Here is a 14316-nt window from a genome sequence, read left to right as displayed (position 1 = left end):
AGACTGTGCCCACCGTAAAGGAAATTCTGCAAACCATGGACTATGGTCCTGCGCCCGAAGCCGACAATCACGTCACGGCCTGGCTCGCGAGCCACGAGAAGGGCTTCAAGCACTTCATCGGCGGAGCCTTCGTCGCCTCCAAGGGCAAGGACACCTTCGAGGTCGTCAATCCCGCCCGCGACACCCTGCTCGCCAAGGTCGCCGCCGGCACGGCCGAGGATGTCGACGCCGCCGTCAAGGCCGCGCGCAAGGCCTTTCCGGCCTGGTCGGCGCTGCCGGGCCATGAGCGCGCCCGCTATCTCTATGCCATTGCCCGCCATATCCAGAAGCGCGAGCGCTTCCTCTCGGTGCTGGAGACGCTGGACAACGGCAAGCCGATCCGCGAGAGCCGCGACATCGACATTCCCCTGGTCGCTCGGCATTTCTACCACCATGCCGGCTGGGCCGAGCTGGTCGAGACCGAGTTCGCCGGCTATGGCCCGGTCGGGGTCTGCGGGCAGATCATTCCGTGGAACTTCCCGCTCCTGATGCTGGCCTGGAAGATCGCGCCGGCATTGGCGGCCGGCAACACGGTGGTGCTCAAGCCCGCCGAGTTCACCCCGCTGACGGCGCTGGCCTTTGCCGAGATCTGCCGTGAAGCCGGCCTGCCGGACGGCGTGGTCAACATCGTCACCGGCGACGGCGCCACGGGTGCAGCCCTCGTCGCCCATCCCGACGTCGACAAGATCGCCTTCACAGGTTCCACCGAGGTCGGACGCCTGATCCGCCAGGCTACGGCGGGCTCAGGCAAGAAGCTCTCGCTCGAGCTCGGCGGCAAGTCGCCCTTCATCGTCTATGAGGATGCCGATCTCGACGGTGCCGTGGAAGGCGTGGTCGATGCCATCTGGTTCAACCAGGGCCAGGTCTGCTGCGCCGGCTCGCGCCTGCTCATCCAGGAAGGCATCGCCGAGCGCTTCCTCGGCAAGCTGCGCCGCCGCATGGAGACGCTGCGCGTCGGTGATCCGCTCGACAAGTCCGTCGACATGGGCGCCATCGTCGCGCCGGTGCAGCTCCAGCGCATCCAGGACCTCGTCAAGAAGGGCGAGCAGGAGGGCGGCACGCTCTGGCAGGTCGATTGCGCGCTGCCGGCCAGGGGCAGCTTCTTCCCGCCGTCGATCTTCGTCGATGTGGAACCCTCCTCCACGGTCTCGGAGGTCGAGATCTTCGGCCCGGTCGCCGTGGCCATGACCTTCCGCACGCCCGACGAGGCGATCCAGCTCGCCAACCACACCCGCTATGGCCTCGCAGCCTCGATCTGGTCGGAGAACATCAACCGCGCCCTCGACACCGCCGCCCGCATGAAGGCCGGCGTGGTCTGGGTCAACTCCACCAATCTGTTCGACGCCGCAGCCGGCTTCGGCGGCTATCGCGAGAGTGGCTTCGGCCGTGAGGGCGGCCGCGAAGGCCTCTACGAATATCTCAAGCCCGACTGGGAGAAGTCCCTGCCGGCTGCGGAGGACAGCAAAGCGGCCGCGCTCGGCGTGGCTCCGGCCGAAGCACCTGCCGGCAGCGGCCTGCCGAGCATCGACCGCACTGCCAAATTGTTCGTCGGCGGCAAGCAGGCTCGTCCGGATTCCGGCTACAGCTACACGGTGAAGAGCACGGCCGGCGCCACGCTCGGCCAGGCGGGCCTCGGCAATCGAAAGGACATCCGCAACGCGGTTGAAGCGGCGACCAAGGCGGGCGGCTGGGGCGCCGCCACGGCGCATAACCGCGCCCAGGTGCTCTATTACATTGCCGAGAACCTGTCGACCCGCGCCGCCGAGTTCGAGCAGCGCCTGGTGAGCTACGGCCACAGCGCCAAGGCAGCCAAGGCGGAAGTGGAGGAGGCTGTCAGGCGCATCTTCTACTATGCCGCCCAGGCCGACAAATATGACGGCCGGGTGCATGCCACCCGCTCGCGCAACGTGACACTGGCGATGAACGAGCCCTTCGGCGTGGTCGGCATTCTCTGCCCGGACGAGGCGCCGCTGCTCGGCTTCGTCTCCCTGGTGCTGCCGGCGATCGCCATGGGCAACCGCGTCGTCGCGGTACCCTCGCCGGCCTTCCCGCTGGCGGCGACCGACTTCTACCAGATCCTGGAAACCTCGGACGTGCCGGCCGGCGTCGTCAACATCGTCACCGGCGCGCGCGACGAACTCGCCAAGACCCTGGCCGAGCACGACGACGTCGACGCCCTCTGGTATCACGGCTCCAGAAGCGGCGCCGCGGCCGCCGAGAAGGCCTCCGCCGGCAACCTCAAGGCGACCTGGACCAACCAGGGCCGGGCCATCGACTGGCTGAAGGATGCGCAGGCCCAGGGCGCCGACTATCTGCGCCACGCCACCCAGGTGAAGAACATCTGGGTGCCCTACGGCGAGTAAGGCTCGCCTCCTTGGAGCGCGGACTTCCAGTCCGCTCTTGGAAACGTCGCGCTTGCAGGACGACAAGAGCGGACTGGAAGTCCGCGCTCCAAGAACACTTCACGCCTGATCGGCGCTGGCCTCGCCCGGCTGCTTGGGCTTGTAGGCGCCCTTGGTGATCACCTCCTCGCCGACCTCGACCAGGTGATGCCCGACGGTGCGCAGCAAATGCAGGGCGACGGTGATGTCGCTTTCGACGATGTCGAGGAATTCGCGCGTGCCGATGCGCAGGCCGGTCAGGTCGGCCGTCGCGATCATCGACACCATGCGCGTCTGGCCGAGGATGACGGCAAGATCGCCGATCAGCCGCCCGGGTAGGATGGTATCGATCAATTCCTCCTCGCCCAGCGAATTGAGCCAGCGCAGTTCGGCAGCGCCGGAGGCGACGACATAGGCGCCATCGGGCACCTCGCCGGTGCGGAAGACATAGTCGCCGGCTTTCGTCGACATCCAGCGCGAGGCATAGGCGAGCAGCTCGATCTGGCTGCGCTTGAGCCCGCGGAAGCTCTCAACCGCCGAGAGCACCTCGACCTTGGCCTGCAGGTCGCCCGAGATCGAGGCGTGATAGGCCGGCGCCGGCGGGCGGCTGGCCCCGTTGATCAAACGACCGTCACGGATGGTGACAACCAGATCGAAGTCATCGCTCTGGGTGATCTGGGGCTCCAGTACGATGATGGTGCTGTCAGGCAGCAGGGCCCGCAGCCTGAGCCAGATGGCACGACGGTCCGCCTCCGAAGCGCTCGCCATGGCATGATCGAGCAGGACGAGATCGGGCCGGCGTATCAGGGCCCGGCCGAGGCCGATGCGCTCGCGCACCGCCGGCGAGAGGTTGGTGCCGGCGATCGCGGTACGCACCTCTCCCACCAGCAGGCGCAGGGCGCCGGCGAGGCCTTGCGCCTCCACCACTTCCATCAGCACGTGGTGGATCTGCCGGCGGGTCGCCTCCGACGGCGCCTCCGACAGGCCGAACACCAAGTTTTCCAGCACGGTCAGGTCATAATTATAGGCATCGGCCTGGATCGGCGAAAAAGTTCCGCCTGCCAGCTCCCTCAGGCGCGCACCATGGCGGGCACGCGCGGCCACGATGGCGGCCGCAAGCCCGGCGGGAAAATCGGTGCCGAGATCACTCGGCGCGATGTTGAAGAGCAATGACAGCAGCGTGGCACGCTCGGCGGCGCTCATGCCGGCGACGTCGTGGGCCTGCTCCTTGGAGGCGACCGACCGCAAGCGCTCGAACAACTCGGGGCCGATTGTGGTGAAGCGGCGCAGCAGCGGATGGCGAGGCCCGACTTCGCCAAAGGCCCTGACCAGCGTCGAGGCAAGGTCGATCGAGAAGGCCAGGAGCTGTTCGGCAATGTCGAGCCCGGCGATCTCGGCCAGGAGGCGTTCACCCGGATGGCTCGATTCGGTCTCACCGTGATGGTGGACGGCATAGAGCAGGTTCTCGCCGATGGTCAGGCCTGGATTGATGGCGCCGGGATCGAACCGGTCGATCTGCCCGGCCAATCCATCAGTCTCCAGGCGTCGCGCCACCCGTTCCCTGAGGGCGAGGACGCGGCCGGCGAGATCGTCATGCTGGCCCGGAACCAGATAGCCGTCGAGAGCGCGATCGAGCAGCATTTCCGAGCGACCGATCACCTCGATGACAGCGAGCCACCAGGCGTCGACCTCGCTTTCGTCCTTGAAACCGACGAGCCCGCCATCGTTCCAAGCAATGTCGAGCCGATCGGGGCTGTTGGCGGTCTCCACGGCTTCGGCCACAGCCTTGGCCTCCTCGCCCGACGGTTCACCCGACGGCACGGGTTCCAAATAGAGGGGCATCCTGGTGTTCTGGGCGATGGTGCCGCGGAAAAGGTAGGGCGTGCTGGTGGCGACGCCGATACGCGCCGCCAGAACGGTCGGACTGACTCCGGCGAGGTCGAGGCCGGATATGGTCACCTGCCCGGTGCTCGGCGCCGAGGCGCCCGAGAAAAGGTCGCACAAGGCCCGGCGCACCAGCATGTCCGCACTCTGAATGGCGACGAGCGCCCCGCCGGGAATGGTGAGATCGACCTGATCGAGCAGAGGTACGCCGCCAAGGCCCGGCACGGTGACGTCGCGCAGATGAATGGTGCCGTTCAGGCGCGGCACATCGGCATCGGCCACCGCCGGGGCCGGAACCGCCGGCACTTCGAATTGCTCCAGGAGGGCGTCATAACGCGAGGATGCTTCCTGGGCCTGGTTCCAATAGGTCAGCAATTCGCGCCAGGGATCGGCGATGTCGCGGGAGGCGGCAAGCGCCGCGATCAGGGCGCCGACGCTGAGCTGGCCATGGATGACCAGATAGCCGCCGATCAGGAAGAACAGGAAGGGGGTGAGCTGCGTGATCGAGTTGTTGACGAATTTGATCAGGAATTTGCGCTCGAAAATGCGCAGCCGGATCGTATACAGCTCGCCCAGCTGCCGGCTGAACTCGGCGAGGCGGTAGCGCAAACCGCCACTCTGCCGGAGATCGGCGACACCGGCGACGCTTTCCCCGATGCGTTCCGACAGGGCTCGTACCCGGCTGACGCGCTGATGATGCAGCCTGTTCACATAGCGCTGCATGCGCGGGATCAGATAGGCCTGCACCGGAATCAGGCCGATGCCGGCAACGCCGAGCCAGACATTCTGGAGAAAGAGGAAGGCGACGATGGTCAGGATCTGGCCTGCCTGGAACACCGGCTGGGCGAAGGCATCGCCCATCACGCCGCTCAAGGGCTCGGCCTCGGCGGTGACCATCGAGACGACCTCGCCCTGCGAGACGGTGTCGAAGCGTTGCAGGGGAAAGCGCAGCACCTGGGCGATCAGCTTGTAGCGCAGCCGCCGGATCAGCCTCTCGCCGATGACACCCCGGTAGATGCCGAGCTGCATCTTGATGACGCCATTGGCCAAAGTGCAGACCAGAAAGGCCAGGCAGAGCACCATGAGAAGCGTGGTCTGGTCGAGATGCAGGCCCAGGTGGTTGAGCGGCGTGACATGCCCCTGAAGCGCGCCGTTCAGGATATATTTCGGCAATTCCAGCGACAGATAGAGCACCGGAAAGGAAGCCACGGTCGCAGCCAGTAATAAAAGCTGATGTCGCCTGCTGTACCGCCAGACGAACGAAAACAGCCCGGATCTGTCCGGATCGCCATTGCTGGACAAAAGTCGCCTCCCGCCCGTTGCGAGATCCCCACATCTTCATGTGTGACTACAACCCACAATAGCAAGCCACCGGCAGGCGAAAACCGCTCCCTTGCCTATATCGGCGCACGAGAAAGGCCTTTTTCTTGGCCTTCACCACATGTGCAGCGATGTCGTGCCCTGCGTCGTACCGTGCCAGGAGGCCGTCTCGATATTGAAGACGAGCGCACTGACGACCTGCCTGGCGACGTTCTGGTGGAAGGCCACGACGCTTTCGGCCTTGAGGAAGAAGGACTGCGTCAGCAGGCGGCGGCCCGATCGGGCATCGGACAAGGTCACGACGACATTGAGATGCGGCTCGCCGGCCACGACCTGGCCCTCGACCAGATAGTCGACACCGGCGACCGTCTTGGGTGACGGTTTGCGCCGTGCCGGCGGCTGCACCACGATCACGCGCGAATTGGCGATCGCGCCCCGGATTTCCTGCACGATGGTCTCGAAGGCAGGCTTCATCCCGCCATCCACGCCACGCAGGCTGAACGGCATCACCGCGACCTTGGGCTCCCCCGCGCCGGCATCGAGATCGATGTCATCGGTGCCCCGCTCCGGTGCCTCCGGCGCATCAGCAAAGCCTTCGGGCGGCATGTAGATGTAGCCCCGCCCCGGCACGGTGTGGATGATACGGTGCTGCTCGTCTCCGACGCTCTGGCGCGCATCGCGAATGCAGCGCAGCAGGGCCCCTTCGGTAACCACGGCATGCGGCCAGACCGCGGCGAACAATTCGTCCTTGCGGACGACCCTTCCGGCATTGCGAGCAAGATAACTCAGCAATTTGAAGGTTTTAGAGCGCACCGGCACGCGCGCGCCGGCCTTGCGCAATGTACCTCGGCTGAGATCCAGAACGGATTCGCCGAGCCTGTAAGTCAGCTCCTGATCCATGTCTCTACTCTCTCGGCAGTGGGGGTTGGGCGAGGTTTGTCCCCGCTCCGTCTGTGGTGCCGCCGAAAAAGTGCAGGAGGATTTGCAGGAAGCCTCCGGCTGTCTCAGCCGCAGCTCCAGTTTCGCCATTCCTGCCAGGGAAACATCATCAAAACAGATGAGGCGCAGCCGGATTTCTTGCGTCACGGTGCTCATCGAAAGCAAAGTGTCTATCAACATGACTGCACACGGGAGCGCTTCCCCTCACCCTAACCCTCTCCCCGCAAGAAGCGGGGCGAGGGAGGCGCAAACGTCACGAATGATCGTCGGAGATTTCATCTCGCCCAACCGCTGGGCGAGATGAGACACTTTCGGCCTGAAATACAAGGCTGAAGTCCCCTCGCCCCGTCCTTACGGGGAGAGGGTTAGGGTGAGGGGCAACGCAACCGGAAAGATGAGGTGAGGAAGCACCTATCAACCCCGCCGGGATCACGCCATGCGAGGCAGTGGCGCCAGTCCGGCCAGCAGGGCGACCACCTCGGCCTGGCGGCTGCAACCGGTCTTCTCCAGGACGCCGCGCACCTGGGTGCGCACCGTATTCGGCGTCACGCCGCTATGCTGGGCGATGTGCTCCACGCTGTCGCCTGTCGCGAGGCTGCGCGCGACCCGGGCCTCCGCCGGCGTAAGGTCGAAAAGGGACTGCACCAGCTCAACCGGCGGTGCCTGCGGCGCGGTCACTGGCGTCAGGATCAGGGCCGCCGCGCTGCTCACGAAAATGTCGCGCGCGCTCAGGCGGATCGGCACGATATGGGCGACCATCGCCTCGGGCTCCCCCCGCACCGGGAAGGACCGCACGCTCGCACCATGCGGCTGGTCGATGGTGACGATGGCATCGCGCAGGAGCTTGTCGGCCGCCCGATCGACGAAGGAGACGCCGTCGAAGGCGCGCCAATGCACGAAGGCGCCGAGATCCTCGATCAGGCTGTTGGCGGCCAGCACCTTGCCCATCCGGTCGAGCACCAGCGCCGGCAGGCCGAGAGCAGCCAGGGTCTGGCTGGCGGCGCGGGCCCGCTCGAGTTGCAGGCGTGCGGTCATCAGGGCACTGCGGGCCAGATGGGGGCGCAATATATCGAAACGATCGACCAAGGCCCGCTCGGCCGGCCCCTGGGCGAGCCAGCGCGTGAACAGGAGCAGCAGCATTTCCCGGGTCGGCAGCTCCACCGTGGTCACGATCATCGAGCCGATGCCCGAGGGGCGCCAGAAATCACGATAGAGCGGCTCCTGCTCGAGCTCGATCTCGGTCATGATGTCCCGCTCGGTGATGAAACCGGCCCGCGAGGATGCCAACACCCGGCTCAGCCCATGGCCGCGCTGGGCGAAGCCGCCGGCCAGAGCGGCCTTGGCCCTCTCCCGTGCGTCGGGCGAGGCCGTGAGCATGGTGGCGTCCTTGCCGAAGACATAGAGGCTGCCGCCTGCCCCCGCCGTCATACGCGAAAGCGTGTCCAGCGTGTCCGGCCATTGTTCCGGCACGAAGGCACATTCGTAGATCCGATCGACCAGTTGCTGATCCATGACGGCTTCCTCTCGAAAGCAACGCCTGCATTATTCCAGATCACGCCGTCAATTCACCAAGAAAATATCGATTTCTCTCCCTCAATCCGCAAGTTTCAACTCGAAAAACACCTGATCACGTAGGACTATACCATCGATCATGATGCCGTCGGGGTAACCCGTTTCCGGCCGGAAGGCATCCGGCACGATTCGGGTCATGCGAAAGCCCCGGCGCTGGTAGAAGCGCAGATTGCCGATATCGGCCGTCGCCGTCGAGACGACCAGCGACAGAGCGCTCTGATCCCGGGCAAACGCGATGGCCGCTTCGACCAGTTCGCACCCGATCCCCGTGCCGCGGTGCTCGGCCAGCACCGCCAGGCTCTTGAGCTCGAGCACGTCTGGCTCATCGGTGGCGACGATCTGGGCGTGGCCGATGATGATGCCTTCCCGGCGGGCCACCAGCACATCGCCCAGCCCGATATAGGAGGCGATCTGAACCGGTGAATCATCGGCGAGGGCGAACAGCGCCAGCAGGGCGTCGCGCGGGCCGTCATATCGTTCTATCGGCATCGGCACATCCGCGGGCAGAGGACCGGTATCATCGCGCGGGCCCGCGCAGCCAGTCGGGCACCTCACCGAAGCCCTCGACCAGGTGGTCGACGATGGCCCGCAGCTTGCGCGGCATCGGCTTGACCGGCGGCCAGACCGCGGCGATCGGCAAAGGCTGCGGCGGGTTGCCGGGCAGCAGGGCGACGAGGCGGCCATCGGCCAGGGCCTCATGGGCAATGAACATCGGCAGCAGGGCCAGCCCCAGGCCGGCAATCGCCATGTCGCGCATCACCTCGCCATTGTTGGCGGCAATGCGGCCGCGCATCGGCACGCCGACGACACCGCCCGAGCCATCGGCCAATTGCCAGACCTGCGTCGCCTGGAGGTTGCGATAGCCGATAGCGGCATGATTGGGCAGGTCGGCGAGATCCTTCGGCGCGCCCCGGCGCTCCAGATAGTCGGGGCTGGCGCAGACGACGCGCGGATCGTCGCAGAGTTTGCGGGCGATCAGGCCGGAATCCGACATCTGGCCGATGCGCACGGCAAGGTCGAAGCCGCCGCGCACCAGATCGACGAAGCGATCCTCATAGTCGACCACCAGTTCCAGATCGGGGTGCCGCAGGGCGAAGGCAGCCAGCAAGGGGCTGAGATGGCGGATGCCGAAGCTCATCGGCGCCGAGATGGCGAGCGAACCGCGCAGGCCCGCCATGCCCCAGGCCACGCTCTCGACGGCGTTGGTCATCTCAGCGAGGGCCGGCCTTAGCCGTACCGCCAGTTCGCCCGCCGTCTCGTTGGGCAGGATGCGCCCGGCATGGCGCTGGAACAACGGCGCGCCCAGGGCCAGCTCGAGATCGGCGATGCGCTTGCTGACCACCGATTTCGACAGGTTCGCCCGCGCCGCCGCGCCGGACACGGTGCCGGTCTCCATCACATCCAGGAAGGTCTTGATCTCGTCGATGGTCCATTTCATGGCGAGCGTCTCGGTCGGTGCACCCCAGGTACTCTGCCTACCCCGTGAGCGCTCTCATTCCAAGCCTTGCCGTTCGAAATCTTCGAACGCGGCGTGTGCAAGGATCGCGCTACCCGGCCCGACCGTTCGCGCCGATATTCCGGGCAACGCAACACGAAGGAGACTGCCATGCAGCTCACCGGCATTCATCATCTCACCGCGATCACCGCGAACGCACCCGGCAACAAGCGCTTCTACACCGACACGCTTGGCCTGAGGCTGGTCAAGAAAACCGTCAACCAGGACGACACCAGCGCCTATCACCTCTTCTATGCCGACGGCGAGGCCACGCCCGGCAGCGACCTCACCTTCTTCGACTGGCCGGTGGCACCCGAACGCCGCGGCACCCATTCGATCAGCCGCACGGGCCTGCGCGTCTCCGGCGAGGACAGCCTGAATTATTGGGCGGCCCGCCTGAAGGATCTGGGCGTAACCGCCGGCGACGTCGGCCTGATCGACGGTCGCGCCAGCCTTGAATTCGAGGATCCGGAGGGCCAGCGTTTCCGGCTGGTGGACGATGGCGGCAACGGCGCCCTGCACCCCTGGAGCCGCAGCCCCGTACCGACTGAACACCAGATCAGGGGCCTTGGCCCGATCACCATCTCGGTGCCGAAGAAGGAGCCCACGGATGCCGTCCTCACCCGCGTGCTCAACATGAAGGAGGAGCGCGACTATGCTTCGCCCGACGGCGAGGGCCGAGTGCATGTCTACCGCATGGGCGAAGGCGGTGCCGCTGCCGAGTTGCATGTCGCCGTGCAGCCGGGGCTCGGCACTGCCCGCCAGGGCGCCGGCGCCGTACATCACGTCGCCTTCCGCACCCCGGACGTCGCGGGAATCCATGCCTGGACCGAACGGCTCGGCCAGTTCGGCATTCCGAGCTCGGGCGAAGTGGAACGCTACTACTTCCGCTCGCTCTACTTCCGCGAGCCCGGCGGCAATCTCTTCGAGATCGCCACCGATGGCCCCGGTTTCGCCGTCGACGAGCCGCTGGAGAGCCTGGGCGAGCGCCTGTCGCTGCCGCCTTTCCTCGAAGGCCGCCGCGCCGCCATCGAAGCCGGTCTGCAGTCCCTGTAGTATCGGCCACGAACATAGCCCAACCAACGCAAGGCCAGCGCCGGGTATCCCCCGGCGCTGGTTTTTTGTTGGAGACAAGCCTTGAAACCGCACCGCGGCAGAAGCGCACAATCGTTCAAGATCGCAGCCGCGGCAGGCTCCATAAGTCGCATCATTCAAGAACGGAGCAAGGCACCATGGAAACCACGCCCAAAGCGATCAACTTCGCCGAGAAGATCTCAAAGATCGGCGATCTCTGGCAGCCCCGCGTCATTGCCGAGATGAACGACTACCAGTTCAAGCTGGTGCGCATCGAGGGGGATTTCATCTGGCACGACCATCCTGAAACGGATGAGACCTTCATCGTCCTCAGCGGCCGCCTGCGCATCGATTTTCGCCATGGTGCAGTTGTCATCGGCCCGGGCGAGATGGCCGTGGTGCCCAAGGGCCTGGAGCACAAGCCCTATGCAGAAAGCGAGGTCCATCTCCTGCTGATCGAACCGCGCGGCACCCTCAACACCGGCCATGAAGGTGGCGAGCGTACGGCCCGGAACGACGTCTGGGCCTGAGGCGGCACCGGGCGCTCTTCCTCAACTCTCGATCACGAGGTCAAGCAACTCGCCATCGAGCGAAAACTTGGCTGCGAACAATTCATTGTCGTTGCGGGCCGGCAGGATCGCATAGTCGAGGGTCAGTGCCGCGCCGCCGCTTTTCTCGGGCGAAAGTGAAAAACATCCACGCTTGAGAACGAGTGCCGCGGCAAAGGCCTGCGGCGAGACGGCACCAGGATCGGCTGCATCGGGAAAGATCTGATCGAGAGCCCGGCGCAGGGTCGGGGTACCATAGGTGAAACGCTCCTCCAGCCATTCCATGCGCAAAGCCTCGGGAAAGCCAGACCGCACGCCGGCATCCAACCTGTCCAATTTCTCGACCAGGGGTACGAACGGATCCAGATGCTCCGGCTCGAAGGCAGCCATGGTTTTCTTGGTCATGAAGAGATCGAACGGAACTTTGCGCCCGGCAACCATCGGCGTTACCAGGCGCGAAAAATCCGACAGCTTGCGTCGCCCGAAAAAGGAATGCCGATATCCCGCCTCCCATCGAGACGGTGCGATTGAATCCGGCAGGTCGCGCATCGCCTGTTCGACCTGGTACTCGATCCCCGAGAAATTTCCGGTGGCATCGAAAAGAGCGGCGAAAACCGGTGGCCACCAAGGGATGCCGGCAAACTCCCAGGCTGCTTGGTCAATCGCGCGATATTGCAGGGCGAAGGGCCGCTGATCATAGGGGTAAGGCGTCAGCGAGGATGGAAGCAACTCATCGTCACCGCCCATCATGGCACAGACGAGCTCGAACGCTCCTGCGGAGGGGGGCCAGGAGCAAAAATGTTCCCGAACGCGCCGGTCATTCTCTTCCAGATTGCGGCAGAAAGCTTCGAAGGCCGGCAGGCGTGGCAGGAGCGCCTCGTAATGCTCACGGGTCGGATGGCACATATACCCCGCCCTATAGGCGACGTCGGAGCGATTGGCAGGCGGATGGAAGATGAGATCCCACCCATCCGCCGTGACCTGTCCGAAATAGGCGTGCGTAGCGATTGCATCGGGAGACTGCATGACGACCTCGAGGTGCGATCCCCGCACGGTGCCGCAACTGCGTTCGGGAGGCAATCAGGCCAGATCCGATCGCCCCGGCTTGAGCAGTTCCGTTAGATCTTTCGCCAAGAATAAGACAAGAATAAGAACAGTATAGCTACGCCGTCGCCGGCGGGTCCTCGCCCGGCGCCAGCGTCATCACGTCGGCCCAGTCGGGGTGCTTGCGGTATTGCGCCCGCACATAGGGGCAGAGCGGCAGGATGCGAAAGCCGTCCCTGCGGGCGTCCTCCACCATGTAGGCCACCAGAGCCGCGGCAGCGCCGGTGCCGCGCATCGTCTCGGGGGCACCGGTATGATCGGCACTGATCAGGCCGGCTCCGTGCCTGGTGAAGACGATCTCGGCCTCCCCTTCCACCCCGTCGATGCGCGCGACATAACGCCCACGCGGTTCGGTCAGTTCCTCACGACGAATGTCGATATCAGCCATTGCGGCCTCCTTCAGTGATTTCGAACCATTGACGTGCCGCCGACCGGTCGGCGGATGACAATTCGTGGCCGGTGTCGATGCTGCGGGCGGTGACGTCGGCGCCCTGGTCCCGCAGCCAGGCCTCAAGCCGGGGCGCTTCCTGCCCGAAGGGGTCCCGAGCCCCGGTCAACATCAGGACCGATGTCCCGGCAAGATCGGCCTGCGGCAAGGCCGCGAGCACCGGCATCGCCCGCAGCAGAACGGCGCGCGTGATGATGCCGGGATGTAGCCCCATCACGGCGGCGATGAAATTGGCGCCGTTTGAATAGCCCAGAAAGGTCAGACGGGTGGGGTCGAGTCCATAGCCTGCAACGGCCCCCTCAATGAAAGCCGCAAAGGCCTTCGCTTCGAAGGCGATGTCGGCCTGATCGAACTCCGTCATCCCCATGCGCCGGAACCAGCGCAGCACGCCTTCCTCATGGCTACGCCCACGCACGCCCAGCAAGGTCGCATGGGGCGCGATCTGTCGGGCGAGCGGCATCAGATCGGCCTCGTTCCCGCCGGTTCCGTGCAACAGGACCAATGTGCTGCCGTCGGGCTGGTCCGGCGTATGGAACCGATGCACGAACGGCAGATCCCGATGCGGCAGGCGCGGCTCTCCAGGCAGGGAGAACTGCGGCAGCATGGCCTTCAGCTCCTCCGCCCGCCCGGCATCGCCGGGCGGTACGAACAGGCGCTCGCCGAGACGGTCGGCTTCCTCGTCGATGGCAAAACCCGGACCATCCGTCGCCACTTCGATCAAGGTGCCGCTTGGCTCCCGTACATAGAGCGAGGTGAAGTAGTTGCGATCATGGAAATTGGTTGGCGACGAATTGAGACGCGACAGCGCAGCCTCGTGCTTGCGCACCTCAGCCACATCCACCGCGCGAAAGGCGACATGATCGGCTGTGCCGGTACCGGGAACACCCGGCACATAGCCCGAGGCATCGCGGACATCGACGGCATCCGTATCCGACAGCAGGCGCTGGACACTGCCCTCGCGCGGCCCGGGCCGGTAGCCGAAACGCGCGATGAAGGCCGCCGTTTCCTCCGGCTGGTCCGTCAGCAGGGTCACCGCACGCAAGCGCCGCGGCGCGGTCGCTTCGTTGCCCCAGGGCGCGGCTGATGGCAGGTCGGCACCGACCAGCTTGACGATGACGCCGTCGGGATCCTTGAGCCGCAGTACGGATTCGCCGAATTCCTGCGACGGCCCCGTCATCGGCACGCCATGGCTGAGGGCCCGCGTCATCCAGTCGCCGATGCTGGCCGACGGCACCGCAAAGGCGATCTCGGAAACCTGGCCATTGCCGACACGGCCGGGGGCACCGTCCTCCCAGACGAGGAAGGTGACGATGGAGCCGGGCGAGCCGAGACGATCGCCATAGAAGAGATGGAGTTGCTGGGCATCTTCGTAGCCGCCCGTACGCTTGACCAGGCGCAGGCCGAGGAAGCCGACATAGAAATCGACATTCGCCTGCACGTTGCGCGTCATCAAGGTGACGTGGTGGATCCCGCTCGCGGCCATTGCCGTCATATTGCTACCCGTCTCTCTCC

The 14316-nt window shown here is 65.4% G+C and carries 11 protein-coding genes; 3 read left to right on the top strand and 8 right to left on the bottom strand.

What is annotated here, in order from left to right; translation table 11 throughout:
* Positions 1 to 5: 5 nt before the first annotated feature.
* Positions 6 to 2402, top strand: coding sequence for an aldehyde dehydrogenase family protein (locus ABXS05_RS22070; protein WP_367625412.1), 2397 nt, complete (start codon positions 6 to 8; stop codon positions 2400 to 2402).
* 99 nt (positions 2403 to 2501) lie between these two features.
* Here the strand turns inward: ABXS05_RS22070 and ABXS05_RS22065 are convergent, their stop codons facing one another.
* The 5 genes from ABXS05_RS22065 to ABXS05_RS22045 form a co-directional block, all read right to left on the bottom strand.
* Positions 2502 to 5513 carry an ABC transporter transmembrane domain-containing protein gene (locus ABXS05_RS22065; RefSeq protein WP_367625411.1) on the bottom strand — a complete coding sequence of 1004 codons (3012 nt, stop codon included), beginning with the start codon at positions 5511 to 5513 and terminating at the stop codon, positions 2502 to 2504.
* A gap of 225 nt (positions 5514 to 5738) precedes the next feature.
* Positions 5739 to 6524 carry a winged helix-turn-helix domain-containing protein gene (locus tag ABXS05_RS22060; protein ID WP_367625410.1) on the bottom strand — a complete coding sequence of 262 codons (786 nt, stop codon included), beginning with the start codon at positions 6522 to 6524 and terminating at the stop codon, positions 5739 to 5741.
* 468 nt (positions 6525 to 6992) lie between these two features.
* Entirely contained in the window at positions 6993 to 8075 is a 1083-nt protein-coding gene (locus ABXS05_RS22055) for a helix-turn-helix transcriptional regulator (RefSeq protein WP_311940111.1), read from the bottom strand.
* Between the two features lie 81 nt (positions 8076 to 8156).
* Complete coding sequence (locus tag ABXS05_RS22050; RefSeq protein ID WP_311940113.1) at positions 8157 to 8624, bottom strand: GNAT family N-acetyltransferase; 468 nt, start codon at positions 8622 to 8624, stop codon at positions 8157 to 8159.
* Between the two features lie 28 nt (positions 8625 to 8652).
* Complete coding sequence (locus tag ABXS05_RS22045; RefSeq protein ID WP_367625409.1) at positions 8653 to 9573, bottom strand: LysR family transcriptional regulator; 921 nt, start codon at positions 9571 to 9573, stop codon at positions 8653 to 8655.
* A gap of 168 nt (positions 9574 to 9741) precedes the next feature.
* Between ABXS05_RS22045 and ABXS05_RS22040 the strand changes: the two genes are divergently transcribed.
* Together ABXS05_RS22040 and ABXS05_RS22035 are read left to right on the top strand one after the other, a co-directional pair.
* Positions 9742 to 10686: a ring-cleaving dioxygenase gene (locus ABXS05_RS22040; protein WP_367625408.1), complete on the top strand. Its 945-nt coding sequence runs from the start codon at positions 9742 to 9744 to the stop codon at positions 10684 to 10686.
* Between the two features lie 176 nt (positions 10687 to 10862).
* Positions 10863 to 11234, top strand: a complete 372-nt coding sequence (locus tag ABXS05_RS22035; protein ID WP_367625407.1) for a cupin domain-containing protein — start codon at positions 10863 to 10865, stop codon at positions 11232 to 11234.
* Between the two features lie 21 nt (positions 11235 to 11255).
* Here the strand turns inward: ABXS05_RS22035 and ABXS05_RS22030 are convergent, their stop codons facing one another.
* The 3 genes from ABXS05_RS22030 to ABXS05_RS22020 all read right to left on the bottom strand — a co-directional run bounded on the left by ABXS05_RS22030 (position 11256) and on the right by ABXS05_RS22020 (position 14296).
* Entirely contained in the window at positions 11256 to 12278 is a 1023-nt protein-coding gene (locus tag ABXS05_RS22030) for a hypothetical protein (protein WP_367625406.1), read from the bottom strand.
* Between the two features lie 136 nt (positions 12279 to 12414).
* Positions 12415 to 12744, bottom strand: a complete 330-nt coding sequence (locus ABXS05_RS22025) for a GNAT family N-acetyltransferase (protein ID WP_149252071.1) — start codon at positions 12742 to 12744, stop codon at positions 12415 to 12417.
* Positions 12737 to 14296, bottom strand: a complete 1560-nt coding sequence (locus ABXS05_RS22020; protein WP_311940123.1) for a VOC family protein — start codon at positions 14294 to 14296, stop codon at positions 12737 to 12739. The genes ABXS05_RS22025 and ABXS05_RS22020 overlap by 8 nt, the downstream gene beginning before the upstream one ends.
* Between the last annotated feature and the right edge of the window lie 20 nt (positions 14297 to 14316).

The organism is Labrys neptuniae, assembly GCF_040797145.1.
In the GTDB taxonomy this organism is placed as follows: domain Bacteria; phylum Pseudomonadota; class Alphaproteobacteria; order Rhizobiales; family Labraceae; genus Labrys; species Labrys neptuniae.
Note: the sequence above shows the minus strand (reverse complement) of the source record. Positions and strands in the feature narration are given on the sequence as shown.